19 protein-coding genes and 1 pseudogene are annotated in these 15,825 nt (G+C 69.2%); 15 read left to right on the top strand and 5 right to left on the bottom strand.

Translation table 11 applies throughout. The features are described 5' to 3' along the window. Nucleotides 1–16: 16 nt before the first annotated feature. The 14 genes from rplU (at nucleotide 17) to Q8Q88_RS04600 (ending at nucleotide 12,398) form a co-directional block, all read left to right on the top strand. Entirely contained in the window at nucleotides 17–613 is a 597-nt protein-coding gene (rplU, locus tag Q8Q88_RS04665; RefSeq protein WP_305674036.1) for a 50S ribosomal protein L21, read from the top strand. A gap of 31 nt (nucleotides 614–644) precedes the next feature. Further along, nucleotides 645–908, top strand: a complete 264-nt coding sequence (gene rpmA / locus Q8Q88_RS04660) for a 50S ribosomal protein L27 (RefSeq protein WP_305674035.1) — start codon at nucleotides 645–647, stop codon at nucleotides 906–908. 125 nt (nucleotides 909–1,033) lie between these two features. Next, the gene (locus Q8Q88_RS04655; protein WP_305674034.1) at nucleotides 1,034–1,567 is read left to right on the top strand and encodes a GNAT family N-acetyltransferase; all 534 of its coding nucleotides are present in this window, start codon (nucleotides 1,034–1,036) and stop codon (nucleotides 1,565–1,567) included. 250 nt (nucleotides 1,568–1,817) lie between these two features. Continuing rightward, complete coding sequence (gene obgE, locus Q8Q88_RS04650; protein WP_305674033.1) at nucleotides 1,818–2,867, top strand: GTPase ObgE; 1,050 nt, start codon at nucleotides 1,818–1,820, stop codon at nucleotides 2,865–2,867. After that, entirely contained in the window at nucleotides 2,868–3,995 is a 1,128-nt protein-coding gene (gene proB, locus Q8Q88_RS04645) for a glutamate 5-kinase (protein ID WP_305674032.1), read from the top strand. Nucleotides 3,996–4,052: 57 nt separating this feature from the next. Then, the gene (locus Q8Q88_RS04640) at nucleotides 4,053–5,621 is read left to right on the top strand and encodes an aldehyde dehydrogenase family protein (RefSeq protein ID WP_305674031.1); all 1,569 of its coding nucleotides are present in this window, start codon (nucleotides 4,053–4,055) and stop codon (nucleotides 5,619–5,621) included. Between the two features lie 33 nt (nucleotides 5,622–5,654). Further along, nucleotides 5,655–6,314, top strand: a complete 660-nt coding sequence (locus Q8Q88_RS04635) for a nicotinate-nucleotide adenylyltransferase (protein WP_305674030.1) — start codon at nucleotides 5,655–5,657, stop codon at nucleotides 6,312–6,314. Nucleotides 6,315–6,396: 82 nt separating this feature from the next. Then, nucleotides 6,397–6,810, top strand: coding sequence for a ribosome silencing factor (gene rsfS, locus Q8Q88_RS04630; RefSeq protein WP_254837202.1), 414 nt, complete (start codon nucleotides 6,397–6,399; stop codon nucleotides 6,808–6,810). 227 nt (nucleotides 6,811–7,037) lie between these two features. Continuing rightward, entirely contained in the window at nucleotides 7,038–7,502 is a 465-nt protein-coding gene (gene rlmH / locus Q8Q88_RS04625; RefSeq protein WP_305674029.1) for a 23S rRNA (pseudouridine(1915)-N(3))-methyltransferase RlmH, read from the top strand. Between the two features lie 32 nt (nucleotides 7,503–7,534). Then, nucleotides 7,535–8,395, top strand: a complete 861-nt coding sequence (locus tag Q8Q88_RS04620) for a murein hydrolase activator EnvC (RefSeq protein WP_305674028.1) — start codon at nucleotides 7,535–7,537, stop codon at nucleotides 8,393–8,395. Between the two features lie 48 nt (nucleotides 8,396–8,443). Beyond that, nucleotides 8,444–9,832 (top strand): S41 family peptidase, encoded by a 1,389-nt coding sequence (locus Q8Q88_RS04615; RefSeq protein ID WP_305674027.1) that lies wholly within the window; start codon nucleotides 8,444–8,446, stop codon nucleotides 9,830–9,832. Between the two features lie 118 nt (nucleotides 9,833–9,950). Further along, nucleotides 9,951–11,108, top strand: coding sequence for a divergent polysaccharide deacetylase family protein (locus tag Q8Q88_RS04610; protein WP_305674026.1), 1,158 nt, complete (start codon nucleotides 9,951–9,953; stop codon nucleotides 11,106–11,108). A 10-nt stretch (nucleotides 11,109–11,118) separates the two neighbouring features. Next, on the top strand, nucleotides 11,119–11,613 hold the full coding sequence (locus Q8Q88_RS04605; protein WP_305674025.1) for an RNA pyrophosphohydrolase: 495 nt from the start codon (nucleotides 11,119–11,121) through the stop codon (nucleotides 11,611–11,613). An 8-nt stretch (nucleotides 11,614–11,621) separates the two neighbouring features. Further along, complete coding sequence (locus Q8Q88_RS04600; RefSeq protein WP_305674024.1) at nucleotides 11,622–12,398, top strand: alpha/beta fold hydrolase; 777 nt, start codon at nucleotides 11,622–11,624, stop codon at nucleotides 12,396–12,398. Nucleotides 12,399–12,521: 123 nt separating this feature from the next. Here the strand turns inward: Q8Q88_RS04600 and Q8Q88_RS04595 are convergent, their stop codons facing one another. After that, nucleotides 12,522–13,139, bottom strand: coding sequence for a TetR/AcrR family transcriptional regulator (locus Q8Q88_RS04595; RefSeq protein ID WP_305674023.1), 618 nt, complete (start codon nucleotides 13,137–13,139; stop codon nucleotides 12,522–12,524). A 112-nt stretch (nucleotides 13,140–13,251) separates the two neighbouring features. Between Q8Q88_RS04595 and Q8Q88_RS04590 the strand changes: the two genes are divergently transcribed. Beyond that, the gene (locus Q8Q88_RS04590) at nucleotides 13,252–13,668 is read left to right on the top strand and encodes a GFA family protein (RefSeq protein ID WP_305674022.1); all 417 of its coding nucleotides are present in this window, start codon (nucleotides 13,252–13,254) and stop codon (nucleotides 13,666–13,668) included. Between the two features lie 103 nt (nucleotides 13,669–13,771). Here the strand turns inward: Q8Q88_RS04590 and sugE are convergent, their stop codons facing one another. The 4 genes and pseudogenes from sugE to Q8Q88_RS04570 form a co-directional block, all read right to left on the bottom strand. Further along, on the bottom strand, nucleotides 13,772–14,098 hold the full coding sequence (sugE, locus tag Q8Q88_RS04585; RefSeq protein ID WP_305674021.1) for a quaternary ammonium compound efflux SMR transporter SugE: 327 nt from the start codon (nucleotides 14,096–14,098) through the stop codon (nucleotides 13,772–13,774). A gap of 111 nt (nucleotides 14,099–14,209) precedes the next feature. After that, nucleotides 14,210–14,938: a hypothetical protein gene (locus Q8Q88_RS04580; protein ID WP_305674020.1), complete on the bottom strand. Its 729-nt coding sequence runs from the start codon at nucleotides 14,936–14,938 to the stop codon at nucleotides 14,210–14,212. 100 nt (nucleotides 14,939–15,038) lie between these two features. Further along, entirely contained in the window at nucleotides 15,039–15,305 is a 267-nt protein-coding gene (locus tag Q8Q88_RS04575; RefSeq protein ID WP_305674019.1) for an ATP synthase F1 subunit epsilon, read from the bottom strand. Between the two features lie 5 nt (nucleotides 15,306–15,310). Then, nucleotides 15,311–15,825 (bottom strand): annotated as a pseudogene (locus Q8Q88_RS04570) (F0F1 ATP synthase subunit beta); the annotation flags it as partial.

The following is a 15,825-nucleotide window of genomic DNA, read 5'->3' as shown; positions in this document are numbered from 1 at the left end:
GTCCAAGGCGCTAACGATGTACGCGGTGATCAAAACCGGCGGAAAGCAGTACCGGGTCCAACCTGGCGATCTGCTGGTTGTCGAGAAGCTCGACGGTGAACCGGGCGCCAATGTGGCCTTCGGCGACGTGCTGATGCTGGGCGACGGCGAGACGGTGACCCTCGGGGCCCCGATCGTCGATGGCGCCACCGTCTCGGCCACCCTGATCGAAACCCGCAAGGGCGAGAAGGTGAAGATCTTCAAGAAGATCCGCCGCCAGGGCTACCGCCGCACCAAGGGCCACCGCCAACACGAGTCGGTCCTGCGCGTCACCTCGATCGCCGGCGCCGGCAAGACCGACAAGTGGGACGGCGTCGTCGACCTGACCACCAAGGCCATGCTGGACGCTCGCGCCCGCAATCTGAAGCACGTGATCACGACCCTGGAAGCCGGCGCCGCCCCGGTCGCTGCTCCGGCCAAGGCCAAGGCCGCGCCGAAGGCCGCCGCGACCGAGGACGCTCCCGCCAAGAAGGCCGCCGCGCCGAAGAAGGCCGCGGAGCCCAAGGCCGAAGCCGCCCCCAAGGCTGCGCCGAAGAAGGCCGCCGCCAAGAAATCCGACGACGCCGCCGAATAGGCCCGGCGTCCACCAAGTTTAGGAGAGCACAATGGCTCACAAGAAATCTGGCGGCTCCTCGCGTAACGGTCGCGACTCGGCCGGCCGTCGTCTCGGCGTGAAGAAGTTCGGCGGCGAATCCGTCGTCGGCGGCAACATCATCATCCGTCAGCGCGGCACCAAGTTCTTCGCCGGCGACAATGTCGGCATGGGCAAGGACCACACTCTGTTCGCCATGGCCGCCGGCGCCGTGAAGTTCATCACCAAGCGCAACGACCGCACCTACGTGAACGTGGTTCCGGCCGAGACGAAATAAGACGAGCCTCATACCGGGTTCGTCGCAAGGCGAACCGGGCAAAGAACTTCCGAGGGGGAGTCCGGAACGCCGGACTCCCCCTCGTTGTTTTTTCGGGGTCCCAGCAGAGGACCGGGAGGTAGACCATGTGCGCCATCGAGATCGAGCCGGTCATCCGCACGCGGCGGCTTGCGCTGCGCCGGCCCCGCAAGGCCGACGCCCCGCGGATCGCCGAATATTGCAACGACTACGATGTGGCCAAGATGACCTCCAAGGTCCCCTATCCCTATGGATTAGCGGACGCCGAGGCCTTCCTCGAACGGCTGGACTACAAAGACCCGGAGCACGAGTTCACCTTCGCCATCGAACATCCCGACGACGGTCTGGTGGGCGTCATGGGCTTCTTCGACAATGACGAGGGCCGTCCGGAGATCGGCTACTGGCTGGGCCGTCCCCACTGGGGCAAGGGCTACGCCACCGAGGCGGCCGAACGCGCCCTGATCTGGGCCAATCGGATCTGGGGCCGGCGCTATGTCGTGGCTGGGCATGCCAGCGACAATCCGGCCTCCGGCCAGGTGCTGTGCAAGGTGGGCTTCCTCTACACCGGGGAGGTCAAGCTGCTGGCCTCCACGGCGCGCGGCGCCGAGGTTCCGGTCCGCATGATGGTCTGGCTGGCCTGATGGGCGGCCTGGCCGGTGACGCTCTCGTCCTCTCCCCTTTCAAGGGGAGAGGGTAGGGTGAGGGGATGCGGCGCGAAGCGGCGCGCCACGACCCCTCCACCAATTCGACGCGGCGGCGAGGCCCCCCTCACCCTCCCCTCTCCCCCCGGAAGACGGGTGGAGAGGTGGTGGCCGGACCGCGCTCGCCGCTTTCCGGGGTGACTCGGGGATTGCCCTCGACCTCCACCGCTCTGTGCTACAAAAGGCCCCGATGAAGTTTCTCGACGAGTGCAAGATCTACATCCGCTCCGGAAACGGCGGCGGCGGCGCCGTGTCGTTCCGGCGTGAGAAGTACATCGAGTACGGCGGCCCGGACGGCGGCGACGGCGGGCGCGGCGGGGACGTGTGGATCGAGGCGGTCGACGGCCTCAACACCCTGATCGACTTCCGCTACGCCCAGCATTTTCGCGCCGGCACCGGCATCCACGGCATGGGCCGCAACCGCCACGGGGCGGCCGGCGATGACGTGGTGCTGAAGGTCCCGGTGGGCACCCAGGTGCTGGCCGAGGACAAGGAAACCCTGGTCGCCGACATGGACAAGCCCGGCCAGCGCCTGCTGCTGCTCAAGGGCGGCAACGGCGGCTGGGGCAATGACCGCTTCAAGGGCCCGATCAACCAAGCGCCCAAGCACGCCAATCCCGGCCAGGAAGGCGAGGAGCGCTGGATCTGGCTGCGACTGAAGCTGATCGCGGACGTGGGCCTGGTGGGCCTGCCCAACGCCGGCAAGTCGACCTTCCTGGCCGCCGCCAGCGCCGCCAAGCCGAAGATCGCCGACTACCCCTTCACCACCATCGCCCCCAACCTGGGTGTCGTGGACCTCTCCACCAACGAACGCTTCGTCATCGCCGACATTCCCGGCCTGATCGAGGGCGCCTCGGACGGGGCGGGGCTGGGCACCCGGTTCCTGGGCCACGTGGAGCGAACCGCCACCCTGATCCATCTGGTGGACGCCACCCAGACCGATGTGGTCGAGGCCTGGAAGACCGTGCGCACCGAGCTGGAAGCCTATGCCGACGAGCTGGGCGACAAGGTCGAGATCCTGGCGCTCAACAAGATCGACGCCCTGGACGAGAGCACGGTGGAGATGCAGCGCGAGGCCCTGGCCGAGGCGTCCGGCGCCGAGGTCCGCCTGGTCTCCGGCGTTTCCGGCAAGGGGGTTACCGAGCTGCTGCGCGAGGCCTACGCCATGGTCCGCGCGCGCAAGTCCGCCGCCGCCCTGGCCGATCCCACCGACGAGGCCAATACAGGCTGGGTCCCTTAGATGAGCGGGCTTACGCAGGCCAAGCGGGTGGTGGTGAAGGTCGGCTCGGCCCTGGTGGCCGGTCCCGACGGTCCCGACCGCGCCTGGCTCGCCGCCTTCGCCGCCGATCTCGCCCGGCTCAATGCACGGGGCCAGCAGGTGCTGGTGGTCTCCTCCGGCGCCGTCGCGCTTGGCCGCCGCCGGCTCTCCATCTCGCGCAAGGCGCTCACCCTGCCGGAGAAACAGGCCTGCGCCGCCGCAGGCCAATCGGCCCTGATGCGGGCCTGGGAAGAGGCGCTGGAGCCCCACGGCCTGGCCGCCGCCCAGGTGCTGCTGACCCGCGACGACACCGAGGTGCGCCGCCGCTGGCTGAACGCCCACGCCACCCTCTCGACCCTGCTGGCCCTGGGCTGCATCCCGGTGATCAACGAGAACGACACCGTGGTCACCGAGGAGATCCGCTACGGCGACAATGACCGCCTGGCCGCCCGGGTGGCCCAGATGATCGGCGCCGACGTCCTGGTGCTGCTGTCGGATATCGACGGCCTCTACACCGCCGATCCGCGCCATGATCCCGACGCGCGGCATCTGCCCCGGGTCAGCCATCTGACGCCTGAGATCGAGGCCATGGCCGGGGGCGCCAACGCCCGGGCCGGGGTCGGCACCGGCGGCTTGGCCACCAAGATCGCCGCCGCGCGCATCGCCCAGGGCGCGGGCTGCGCCACGGTCATCACACTGGGGCGCCGGCCCTCGCCGCTCGCCGCCATCGAGGACGGCGAGACCGCCACGGTCATCGAACCCTCCGTCTCGGTGACCGCGGCCTACAAGGCCTGGATCGCCGGATCCCTGGCGCCTTCGGGGGCCGTGGTGGTCGACGCCGGCGCCGCCCGGGCGCTCTCCACCGGCAAGAGCCTGCTGGCCGCTGGGGTCCGCGCGGTGGAAGGCCGGTTCGGCAAGGGCGACGCCGTCCGGGTGGTGGACGAAGCGGGGTTGGAGATCGGCCGCGGCCTGGCGCGCTACGACGCCGCCGACGCCGAGAAGATCTGCGGCCTGAAGTCGGACGCCATCGAGGCGGTGCTGGGCTTCACCTCCGGCCCGCTGATCCACGCTGACGACCTGGCCCTGACGCCGACGCGCGCGCCGGCCTGATTTGCGGCCCCGGCCAAAGGGGCCTACTAAACCTCAACTTGAGCATATGGGCGCGTGATGGACGACGCGGCGGCGAGACCTACGGCTGAAACGGCGGCGCCCCGGACCGGGCGGCTGGAAACGCTCGCTCCGGGCCAGGCCATCCCCTTCGGCGGCGACCGCGTCGCCCATGTCTCCGAGCCCTTGGCCAAGGCTTTCCAGCCCGGCGACCGGCTGGTGGTGGTGCAGGAGACCGGCGACCTGCTGCACGTGCCCGCCGTGATCCAGACCCTGGCCGCCGACGCGGTCGGCCGGGCCCACGGGGCCTTCCAGGCGCTGGGCGCGACCAGCGACCAGGCGATCACCGACTTCTTCCAGGCCTTCGCGGCCAACCTCGCCGACGACGCCGTCTGGAGCGCCATCGGCGAGGCCAACGCCGCCGACGTGGCGAGCGCCCAGGCACGCGGCCGCTCGACCACGCGGCTGGCGGTCAGCGAGGCCATGCGCCGCGACATGATCGCTGGCCTCGAGGTCTGGCGCGACGCCCCGGCCAGCCGCGGCCGGGTGCTGGAACGGGTCGAGCACGTGGGCTGGAGCGTCGAGCAGACAGCCGCGCCCCTGGGCGTGGTCGGCTTCATCTTCGAGGGCCGGCCCAATGTCTTCGCCGACGCCACCGGCGTGCTGCGGTCTGGCGCCACCGTGGTCTTCCGCATCGGCTCGGACGCGCTCGGCACGGCGCGGGCCATCGTCGAGCACGCTCTGGAGCCGGCCCTCAAGGCCGCCGGCCTACCGGACGGCGCCGCGGCCCTGGTCGACAGTCCCGCTCATGCGGCAGGCTGGGCCATGTTCTCCGACCCGCGCCTGGCGCTCGCCGTGGCGCGCGGCTCCGGCCCCGCCGTGGCCCAGCTGGGCGCTATCGCCCGCCAGGCCGGGACACCGGTCAGCCTGCACGGCACGGGCGGCGCCTGGATCGTCGCCGACCCGAGCGCGGATGCGCAGCGCTTTAAGCGCGCCGTCTACCACTCGCTCGACCGCAAGGTCTGCAACACGCTCAATGTCTGCGCCATCGTCCGTGAACGCGCCACAGACCTGGTCCCTGCCTTCCTGGAGGCCCTGCGGGCCGCCGGAGAGCGCCGCCAGGGTGTGAAGCTGCACGTGGTCGAGGGGGGCGAGAGCATGCTCCCCGAGAGCTGGCGCACGGCCCGCCTCATGGTCGGCCGCGCCGAGGGGCCCCGCGAGGAGGACCAGGTCGAGATCCTGGCCCGCGAGGACCTGGGCCGCGAATGGGAGTGGGAGGAGACCCCTGAGCTCTCCCTGGTCATGGTCGACAGCGTCGAGGAGGCCGTCGCCCTCTTCAACCACTACAGCCCGCAGTTCGCCGCCAGCCTGATCGCTCAGGACGCCGAGGCCCACGAGCGGTTCTATGCGGCGATAAACGCGCCCTTCGTCGGCGACGGCTTCACCCGCTGGGTCGACGGCCAGTTCGCCCTGGACCGGCCCGAGCTTGGCCTCTCTAACTGGGAGCACGGCCGGCTGTTCGCCCGCGGCGGGGTGCTCTCCGGCGACGGAGTGTTCACCGTCCGGGCCCGGGTGCGCCAGACCGACCCCGACCTCGACCGCAATCCCGACACGGCCAGGCCGCTTTGAGCCCCCATCCTGTTTTGAACCTCAGGAACGCGCATGTGGTTCGCCGGTCCCGCTAGGCGCCGGCCCCAGGCCGGCCGACCGGCGGCGCTCAAGCTGGGCTTCCACCTGGAGCCCGGCATGCGGGTCGGCCTCTATGGCGGCTCGTTCAACCCGGCCCACCAGGGCCACGCCCACGTGGCCGAGACCGCGCGCCGCCGGCTGGGCCTGGATCGGGTGATCTGGCTGGTCTCGCCGCAGAATCCGCTGAAGGCCTCGACCGAGACCCTGCCGCTCAAGGACCGCATGGCCGGGGCCAAGGGCGTGGCGCGGGGCCGGGCCATGGTGGTCTCCGACGCCGAGACGGCGACCGGCTCGCAATACACCATCGACACCCTGCGGGCGCTGAGGGCCCGGTTCCCCCGGGTGCATTTCGTCTGGATCATGGGCGCCGACAGCCTGGCTACCTTCCACCGCTGGCGCGGCTGGACCCAGATCATGGCCGAGGTTCCGGTGGCGGTGGTCTCGCGGCCCTGGATCTCGCTGAAGAGCCGGTTTTCGCCCGCCGCCAGGCGTTTCGCCCATGCCCGCCTCGCGCCGCAACAGGCCAGGCTGCTGCCCGGCGTCACACCGCCGCGCTGGGTTTTCCTGACCGGACCGTTGAATTTCCAGTCCTCCACGGCGCTGCGCGAGCGGATGCGCCTGGGCGGTGGGTGACGAGTGCGTGAGGTCGGGCTGACCGATCGTGCTTTTCGTGATACGAAGGGTTTCATAGCGAGGCTAAAAAGGAGCGACCCCGCTGAGCCCTGACCCTGCGCCTAGCGCGCACGAAGCCGTAGTTTCCCAGGCTTCCCTTGACACCCAGGCGCGGATCACCGCCCTGGAAAACCTGATCCTGGCGCGTCTCGATGACGACAAGGCCCAGGATGTCGTCTTCATCGATCTGAAGGGTAAGAGCGCGGTGGCCGACGGCCTTGTCGTCGCCTCCGGCCGTTCGCACCGTCATGTCGGCGCCATGGCCGACCACCTGCTTCGCGCCCTGAAGGAAGAGGGCTACGGCAAGGCCCGGGTCGAGGGCATGCCCCATTGCGACTGGGTGCTGATCGATACGGGCGACGTGATCGTCCACCTGTTCCGCCCCGAGGTCCGCCAGTTCTACAACATCGAGAAGATCTGGTCGGTCGACGCCCCGCACCGCACCGCCTCGAGCTGATTGATTTTCCTCTCGTTCCCGCACGGCGAGCGCATATGGCGCTTGGCGTCCTCTCCCCTTTCACGGGGAGAGGGTTGGGTGCGGGGATGCGGCGCGCAGCGCCGCCCTGCGGCCCATCAACACCCTCAGCGCGGCGGAGACGCCCCCCTCACCCTACCCTCTCCCCCCGGAAGACGGGTGGAGAGGAAGAGACTTGACCGGCGGCGCACGTTTAATCGGGGGAGACCGTGAAGATCACGATCCTCGCCGTCGGACGCCTGCCGCGCTCGCCGGAAGCCGAACTCGTGAAACTGTATGTCGACCGCGCCACCGCCGCGGGCCGCGCCCTGGCGCTGGGGCCCGTCGAGGTGGTGGAGGTCGAGTCCCGGAAGCCCGGCAAGGGCCCGGAAGCCGACGCCCTGCGCCCGCACCTGGAGGGCGCCCATGTCATCGCCTGCGACGAGCACGGGGCGCAGAGGACCTCGCGGGACTTCGCGTCGCTCATCGCGCGCCTGCGCGACGATGGGACGCGGCGGTTGGTCCTGATGATCGGCGGCGCCGACGGCCTCGACCCCGCCCTGCTGGCCCAGGCCCACGGCAAGTTGGCCTTCGGACCCCAGACCTGGCCGCACGCGCTCGCTCGCGTCATGCTGACCGAGCAGGTCTACCGCGCCGTGACCATCCTGGCCGGCGGCCCCTACCACCGCGATTGAGGCATATGGCGACGCGGACTATCCCTGGGGACATGACCCGCCGCCTCGCCCCCGCCCTTGCGCTCACGGCGACGCTCGCGTTCACGGCTGTGGCCCTGGCCGCCGACGACCGCGAGCGGCTGGAGAAGCTGAACGTCCGCGAGACCGTGCTGGCCGCCGAGCAGGGCCGCAACCTCAACCGGCTGGCCCGGCTGCTGACGGTGCTGGCCCAGTTTCGCCGCGATCCGCCGCCGGCCCTGCTGGTCAGCCCCGACGACGCCGTCGACGCGGTGCGCGCCGCCATACTTGTCAAGGCGATCACCCCCGAGCTGCACCGCCGCGCCCGGGCCTATTCCGCCGAGGCCGTGCAGATCGCCCGCCAGCGCCGCCTGGCCGCGGTGGCCAGCGAAGCCCTGTTCACCGCCGACAGCCGCGCCGCCGAGGCCCGCTCCGAGACCGTTCCGCCGGGGGCGGCGCTCGCCCTGCGCCCCGCCCTCGAGGCCCCGCTGTCAGCCCCTCAGGGGCTGAGCATGCCCACGCCTGGAACCGTGTCCCACCGGTTCGGCGAGGCCATGCCGGGGGGCGGACGCGCCAACGGACTGACCATCGCCTCGGCGAAAGGCGCCCGTGTGACGGCGCCGGGCGCCGGATTGGTCCAATATGTGGGGCCCGTTAAGGGTTGGGGCGTCATATTGATCTTGAGATTGCCGGGTGGATACCATCTGGTGTTGGCAGGCCTCGACCGGGCGACCGTCGGTATCGGACAATCGGTCGCGGCGGGCGCGCCTGTCGGAAGGATGCCGGATGGGAGACAATCCCCATCTGAGCTCTATCTGGAGGTCCGGGAAGGCGGAGCGCCCGTCGATCCGGAGCGCTGGTTGAGAACGGAAGCGGCAACAGCTTCCGCGAATTGAATGCGTCGGCGGCGCCTTTTCGCCGCAAGGGAGGCTTAAGGGCCTGATATGCGAAAGTATCTTTTGATTGGGGCTTCGGCCTTCGTGCTCGGCGCCGGTTCCATGGCCTATGTCAGCCAGGCCGCCATCGCCTCCGCGCAACCCAAGACCCAGACCTATAAGACGCTGCAGTTGTTCGGCGACGTGGTCGACATCGTCGAGCGGCAGTATGTGACCGAGGTCGACGATAAAAAGCTGATCGAGGCGGCCATCGACGGCATGCTGACCTCGCTGGATCCGCACTCCGGCTACCTCAATCCCGACAGCTTCGACGACATGCGCGATCAGACGCGCGGCGAATACGGCGGGCTCGGCATCGAGGTCACCAGCGAGGACGGCGTGGTCAAGGTGATCTCGCCCATGGACGACACCCCGGCCTTCAAGGCGGGCGTCAAGGCCGGCGACTTCATCACCGCGGTCAATGGCGAGAGCGTGCTGGGCCTGTCGGTCAACGAGGCCGTCAAGCAGATGCGCGGCAAGCCGGGCGAGCTGGTCACCCTGACCATCGCCCGCGAGAAGACCGATCCCTTCGACGTCAAGATCGTCCGCGAGGTGATCAAGCCCAGGTCCGCCACCGCCAAGATGGAAGGCGACTACGGCTATCTCCGCGTCTCGGCCTTCAACGAGAAGACCACCGACGAGGCCGAGGCGGCGCTGGCCGACCTGCGCGCCAAGAACCCGAAGATGAAGGGTCTGATCCTCGACCTGCGCAACAATCCGGGCGGCCTGCTCGACCAGGCGGTCGGCATCTCCGACCTGTTCCTGGACGGCGGCGAAGTGGTCTCCCAGCGCGGTCGCGACCCGCGCGACATCGAACGCTACAACGCCCGCACCGGCGACGCCGCCGGCGGCCTGTCCATGGTGGTGCTGATCAATTCAGGCTCCGCCTCGGCCGCCGAGATCGTCGCCGGCGCCCTGCAGGACCGCAAGCGCGCGGAACTGGTGGGCCTGACCAGCTTCGGCAAGGGCTCGGTCCAGACCGTGATCCCGCTGCACGGCGGAATCGACGGAGCGCTGAAGCTGACCACGGCGCGCTACTACACCCCCTCCGGCCGTTCGATCCAGAAGACCGGCATCGAGCCGGACCTCGAGGTCGCCGAGACCCGCGACGAGGCCCAGCGCATCGCCAACCGCGCCTTCCAGTTCTCAGAGGCCTCGTTCCGCAACGCGCTGAACGCCGAAGAGGGCAAGAAGCGCATCGGCGCTCATGAGCCGGCCGAGGCGCCGCCCACCGATTTCGACACCAAGACCGGCGACTTCCAGCTCGCGCGGGCCAAGGACGTGCTGCGCTACGGCTCGGTCGCGGCCACGCCCAAGCTGCCGAAACCGGCCCCGAAGATGGCCGCCGTGGTCGCCCCGCGTTCGCCCAGCGTCGAACCGCCGGCCACCAAGAAATGATCCCCGGAATCCTCCCCGCCTTTCTGCGCGGGGAGGCCCTTCCGACGTTCACTGTATAAGTCGTTGTTAACCATAAGCGTGGGACGGTGCGGACCTGGAACGTTCCGTGATCGCGCGCATGTTTTCGACAAAGAACCTGATCCCCGCCATGGCCGCGCCGAGCGACGGATTCCGTCCGCCGGACCTGTTGGCGCGCGCCTTCGCCAACCCGCACCTGACCGCCGGGCTGGCGGGCGGGCTGATGCTCATCACCCTCCTGACCGTCATCGGCCTGCTGGGCGATCCCAGGGCCAGCACCCCGGTGGTGCGGCTGTCGCTGGCCAAGGTCCAGGGCATGGCGGCCCCTCCGGGCTGGCGTGAGGCGCTCACCGCCCCGCCGCGCGAACCGGTGGTGATCGAGGACATCTTCCGCCTGTCTGAGACCCCGCTCGGCCCCGATGGCGCCTTCGGCGGCCACGCCACCATCACCATGTCGGGCGGCCGCGCCTTCCACGCCGCCGATCCCCTGGTCCAGGCCCCCCTGGCCGGCTTCCACGTCCAGGGCCCCGGCGGCCTGCTACCCATCATCGCCGCCAACGGCAAGACCCCAGCCGAGGCCTATGCGCGGCCCTTCGTCCCCAACGGCCGGCCCAAGGTGGGCATGGTGGTCGGCGGGCTGGGCCTCAACGCCCAGGCCACTCGCCAGGCGATCGACGGCCTGCCGCCGGAGATCACGCTCTCCTTCGTGCCCTATGCCGAGGGCCTGCAGGGCTGGATCGACCTGGCCCGCGCCGCCGGCCACGAGGTGCTCCTGGAAGCTCCCATGGAGCCCGTCGACTATCCCGACAACGATCCGGGCCCCTATACCCTGATGGCCACCGCCCAGGGGACCGAGACGGTCAAGAAGCTGGAATGGGTGCTGTCGCGCGCCACAGGCTATTTCGGAGTGACCAACTATCTCGGCTCGCGCTTCCTGGCCTCCGACACCGGCATGAACGCCTTCACCGGCGCCTTGCGCGGCCGAGGCCTGGCCTTCGTCGACGACGGCCAGGCCGCTCGGCGCGGCGGCGGCATCCCCAGGGCCTCAGCCGTGCGGATCATCGACGAACAGCTCTCCGGCGAGGCCATCGACCATCAGCTTCTCCAGGTCGAGGCCTTCGCCCTGCAGAACGGTCAGGCCCTGGGATCCGGCTTCGCCTATCCTGTAACGCTGTCGCAGGTCGCTTCCTGGGCTGAATCGGTAGAATCTCGCGGATATCAGCTGGCTCCGGCTTCCGCCCTGACCAGCCGTCGCTAAAAGAGCTGAGATGAACCACGACCTGGCCCTCTATCGCCCGAATGTTGGGGTGGTGCTCTTCCATCCCGATGGCCGGGTGTGGCTGGGCCGCCGTTACGCGGCGCCCGAACCTTACAATTGGCAGTTCCCGCAGGGCGGCGTCGACGAGGGCGAGAACCTGGCTGAAGCCGCCTTCCGCGAACTCGCCGAGGAGACTGGCGTGGTCTCCACCACCCTGCTTGGGCGCACCGAGGGCTGGATGGCCTACGACTTCCCGCCGGAACACGCCGGCTCGAAGGTCGCAAAGGGCTGGAAGGGCCAGCGCCAGGTGTGGTTCGCCCTGCGGTTCGACGGCGACGAGAGCGAGATCGACCTCACCGGCCACGGCCATCCCGAGTTCGAGGCCTGGCGCTGGGGCAAGCTGGAAGAGGCCCCCGGCCTGGTCGTGCCGTTCAAGCGCGCCACCTATGAAGCCGTGGTGACCGCCTTCCGCGACTTCGGCCGCTTCCGGGGACGCGCGGCCTGAGCCGTCCCATGCCAACAGATCCGCCGTCCGTCATCATGGTGCATGGCGCCTTCTGCGGCGGCTGGACCTTCGAGGCTTTCCGCAAGCCCTTCGAGGCCGCCGGTCATCTGGTCCTTACCCCTGACCTGCGCGGCCATGGCGAGGGCGAGCGATCGGACGCCGTGGTCGGGGTCTCGATGACCGACTACGCCCGCGACATCGCCGCCCTCTGCGCCGCCCAGCCGCGACCGCCGATCCTGGTGGGCCACTCCCTGGGCGGACTGGTGGCCCAGCTCGCCGCGCGCCGCGCCGCGGTCTCCGCCTTGGTCCTGCTGGCGCCGTCCGCGCCCTGGGGCGTGTCCGGTTCGTCGATGGAGGAGGCGGTCACCGCCTTCGGCCTGCACATGCTGGGCCCGTTCTGGGCCCAGGGTGTCGCCCCCGACCGCTCGCTGATGCGCCAGTACAGCCTGAACCGAATGCCCAAGGCCGAGCGTGAAGCCGTGGTCGAGCGCCTACGCCCCGAGAGCGGCCGGGCGCTCTGGGAGACGCTCAACTGGTGGCTGGACCCGTTCATGACCACCGGGGTGGGCCCAGGACCGCTGCCGGCCCCGACCCTGGTGCTGTGCGGCGACCGCGACGTGGTCCACCCGCCTGGCACTGTGCGCCAGACCGCCGAGCGGATCGGGGCGGAATTCCGCCTCAAGCCCGGCATGAGCCACTGGCTGCTAGGCGAACCGGGCTGGGACGGCGTGGCCAATGAGATCCTGACCTGGCTGGACGAGGTCCCGGCGCGCGACGCGGCCTGAACCTGGGCTGTACTCATACGCTCGGCGGCTTTCCGCGCTTGGAACTGAACCCGTTGCGGAAATTGCCTTGGCGCGGTTCGCAGTCGGTTTAGCGTCAGAAGCCGCCCTGGCCGCCGGCGGACGTCACGATGCGCCCCTGGTTGCTGTGTCCGCACCGGTCGTCAGCATCTCCAGCGCCTTGGCAAGGGCCGCTTCCCGAACCTCCAAGCCGAGAGCCGTGTCGGAGATCGTGCGGGCCAGGACCATCCCGCCAACGCTCAAGGCGGCGAGGGCGAGGGCCGTGGAGCGACGATTCCCGTTTCCGCTGGGGAGCGCGCGCTCATAGAGGCCAACCATCGCATCAAGCAGGACTCCGTATGCGTCGCGCACCGTCATCTCGGCGCGACCGACGTCCGATGGCAGGGCGATCATCGGACATTGGCCTTCAAGGTCGTCAAGATGACCCGGCGACAGATAGCTGCGCAGCATGTTGGCCGCGTCTTCCAAGGCCGGGTCGATGGAATTGACCCCCGCTTCGGAACGCCACCTGGCGCCTCGCCCCATCAGGAAGCTGGAAACCGCCGCGGCAAACAGCTCCTGCTTGTTCCTGAAGTGGTTGTAGAAGCCGCCGCGCGTCAGCGACGCGGCTTCCATGACCATGTCGATCGTCACGTTGTCGTAGCCGTGCCGATTGAAGAGGACGCGCGCGCGCTCGACAATCCGCGCACGTGTTTCCGGCTTGTGTTCCGGCCGATAGGGCAATGTCCTGGGCCTCCTTCAGCGTCGCCTACACCCCGGCAGAATATGTTCTTGAACATATTCTGCCGGGGCTCATCAGTGGGCAATCTCGCGGTGCTTTTTCGAGGAGCGAAATTTGCCGACGCCATTCACCGGTGGGTGCCTCTGCGGCGCCGTGCGCTACACATGCGACGGGACGCCGATGATGGCAGGGCACTGCCATTGCGAAGACTGCCGTCGCTCCAGCGGCACGGGCCATTCCTCCCACCTCGCCGTGCCGGAAGAGTCCGTCACCCTCACGGGCGAGGCGAAGGGCTATGTGCGCCCCTCGGACAGCGGTAATCCCGTGACCCGCGCCTTCTGTCCCACCTGCGGCGCGCCGGTCTTCTCGACGAACACCGCCATGCCGGGCCTCATCTTCCTGCGCGCTTCCAGCCTCGACGATCTCGAAGTGTTCCAGCCTCAAATGCATGTCTACCGGATGCGCGCAGCGAGCTGGGACGCAGCGTCAGAAGGCGTCCCGGTCTTCGACAAGATGCCCCCGCGAATGTGATCAGCGGCGCCCTCGCCGTGGAGCGATGGCTGCGGATGCCGCCGCTCCCGCTCTCGGCTGGTCGCCATGCGCGACGCCATATCCGCCTTCCGGCAAGCGCCGGTCAGTGGCCCGGGGGGCTCAGGATCTTCAGGCCCACGATGCCGGAAACGATCAGGCCCACGCAGGCCAGTCGGGCGACCGTGGCGGGCTCCTTGAACAGGATGATCCCCAGTATGACCGTGCCCACGGCCCCGATACCGGTCCAGACGGCGTAGGCGGTGCCCAGGTGCAGGGACTTCACCGCCAGCCCCAGCATGACCATGGAGACCACCATGCTGGTCACGGTGGCCACGGTCGGCCAGAGCCGGGTGAAGCCGTCGGTGTATTTCAGGCCCACCGCCCAGCCGATCTCGCAAAGGCCGGCGACGAACAGAATGACCCAAGCCATGGGCTGAAGCCTCCCAGCTGTTGGGGCCGTCCCCGGGAACAAGAAAAGGCGCCGAGGTCGTCCCCGGCGCCTTTCCGAATTAGGTCGCGCCCGCAGGCGCGGCAAGCCGCCTTAGAACTTGCGCTCGGAATAAAGCACTTCGCCCAGGTCCCAGTTCTTGTTCACCGAGGCGCCGTCCGGCTTCTTCAGCTGCATGAACACCAGGCCGATCGACTCGTGGTCGGTCAGATATTCCCAGGTGTTCGTGACGCGCTTGTAGTCGGCGCTCGGGGTGTAGTCGTTGCGCTGCTGGAGCAGCTCCGGCTTGTGCAGGAACGAGAAGATGTTCAGGCCCACGATGATCGGCGTCTCCTTGCCGATCTCGTAGTTGATGCCGATCCGGCAGACGTCCTTGTTGGAGCCCTGCGGATAGATGGTCAGGGTGTAGGGTTTGGCCACCAGGGTGGTGGTCCAGGTCAGCTCGCGGCGGTTCTTCTTGTAGCCACCGAGGCCGCCGACGATCTGGTCGAGGTTGCCGCCCTTCACCAGGGGCTTACAGACCCGGTTCAGCACGTCGATGATCTGACCTTCCGGACCGGTGGTCGGGATGCTGTAGACCTTCTCGGGAACGGGGGCCGGCGGGGCCTCTGCGGCGGGCGGCGCGGTGGCGGCCGGCGGAGCCATGGGATCGGTCGCGGGCGGCGTCGCGGCGGCCGGTGGGGCCATGGGATCGGTCGCGGGCGGAGCCGCCGCCGGCGGAGCGGCCACGGGCGCCGGCTCGGCGGCGGGCGGCGGGGTCTGGGCCGAGGCGCTGGTGGCGACGCCGGCGATAGCGATCAGACTGACGATGGCGGTGCGCATGGCTGCGTTTCCCCTGACTTGATGTTGCATCACACTCAATGCGGCCGTCCCTCGCAAGTGCTCTAGTGGCGCTTTCCGGCGAGTTCGAGGCCGTTGAGTGTCAGCTGCGCGCCGCGACGGCGTGCTCCGCGAGAATGGTCAGGCCTTCCGGAGTGACGTCGGCGAAGCCGCCCTCGACCTCGAAGACCGTCAACTGGCCGTCGTTATGGACCACGACCTGGCCAGCCTTGAGCGCCGTCATGAACGGCGCGTGGCCGGCCAGGACGCCGAAGCCGCCCTCGGTCCCCTGCGCGTCGACCTGGTCGACCTCGCCGGAGAACAGCTCGCGCTCCGGCGAGACCAGGGAGAAGTGAAGCTTCTCGGCCATTTTGCTTAGGCTTCCGCGGCCAGACGCTCGGCCTTGGCCACGGCGTCTTCGATGGTGCCGACGTTGTAGAAGGCGGCTTCCGGCAGATGGTCGTACTCACCGTCCACCACCGCCTTGAACGAGCGGATGGTGTCTTCCAGGCTGACGAACACGCCGGGCATGTTGGTGAACTGCTCGGCCACGTGGAAGGGCTGGCTGAGGAACTTGGAGATCTTCCGGGCGCGGGCGACGGTCAGCTTGTCGTCTTCCGACAGCTCGTCCATGCCCAGGATGGCGATGATGTCCTTCAGGGACTTGTAGGCCTGGAGGGTTTCCTGGACGCGACGGGCGACCTGGTAGTGTTCCTCGCCGATCACCAGCGGGTCCATGATCCGCGAGGTGGAGTCCAGCGGGTCCACGGCCGGGAAGATGGCCTGGGCGGCGATGTCGCGCGAGAGCACGGTGGTCGCGTCCAGGTGGGCGAAGGAGGCGGCGGGCGCCGGGTCGGTCAGGTCGTCGGCGGGCACGTAGATGGCCTGGA

The organism is Phenylobacterium sp. (genome assembly GCF_030697925.1).
Lineage (GTDB): Bacteria > Pseudomonadota > Alphaproteobacteria > Caulobacterales > Caulobacteraceae > Phenylobacterium.
The sequence above is the reverse complement of the archived record's forward strand: the minus strand, read 5'-3'. Positions and strand labels throughout refer to the sequence as shown.

Coding starts and splice junctions, on each gene's coding strand:
- Q8Q88_RS04600 (WP_305674024.1), top strand. CDS start 11,622: ATGCCAACAGATCCGCCGTCCGTCATCATGGTGCATGGCGCCTTCTGC.
- Q8Q88_RS04655 (WP_305674034.1), top strand. CDS start 1,034: ATGTGCGCCATCGAGATCGAGCCGGTCATCCGCACGCGGCGGCTTGCG.
- obgE (WP_305674033.1), top strand. CDS start 1,818: ATGAAGTTTCTCGACGAGTGCAAGATCTACATCCGCTCCGGAAACGGC.
- Q8Q88_RS04640 (WP_305674031.1), top strand. CDS start 4,053: ATGGACGACGCGGCGGCGAGACCTACGGCTGAAACGGCGGCGCCCCGG.
- proB (WP_305674032.1), top strand. CDS start 2,868: ATGAGCGGGCTTACGCAGGCCAAGCGGGTGGTGGTGAAGGTCGGCTCG.
- Q8Q88_RS04610 (WP_305674026.1), top strand. CDS start 9,951: ATGTTTTCGACAAAGAACCTGATCCCCGCCATGGCCGCGCCGAGCGAC.
- Q8Q88_RS04580 (WP_305674020.1), bottom strand. CDS start 14,938: ATGCGCACCGCCATCGTCAGTCTGATCGCTATCGCCGGCGTCGCCACC.
- Q8Q88_RS04605 (WP_305674025.1), top strand. CDS start 11,119: ATGAACCACGACCTGGCCCTCTATCGCCCGAATGTTGGGGTGGTGCTC.
- Q8Q88_RS04620 (WP_305674028.1), top strand. CDS start 7,535: ATGACCCGCCGCCTCGCCCCCGCCCTTGCGCTCACGGCGACGCTCGCG.
- Q8Q88_RS04615 (WP_305674027.1), top strand. CDS start 8,444: ATGCGAAAGTATCTTTTGATTGGGGCTTCGGCCTTCGTGCTCGGCGCC.
- rplU (WP_305674036.1), top strand. CDS start 17: ATGTACGCGGTGATCAAAACCGGCGGAAAGCAGTACCGGGTCCAACCT.
- Q8Q88_RS04635 (WP_305674030.1), top strand. CDS start 5,655: ATGTGGTTCGCCGGTCCCGCTAGGCGCCGGCCCCAGGCCGGCCGACCG.
- sugE (WP_305674021.1), bottom strand. CDS start 14,098: ATGGCTTGGGTCATTCTGTTCGTCGCCGGCCTTTGCGAGATCGGCTGG.
- Q8Q88_RS04575 (WP_305674019.1), bottom strand. CDS start 15,305: ATGGCCGAGAAGCTTCACTTCTCCCTGGTCTCGCCGGAGCGCGAGCTG.
- rpmA (WP_305674035.1), top strand. CDS start 645: ATGGCTCACAAGAAATCTGGCGGCTCCTCGCGTAACGGTCGCGACTCG.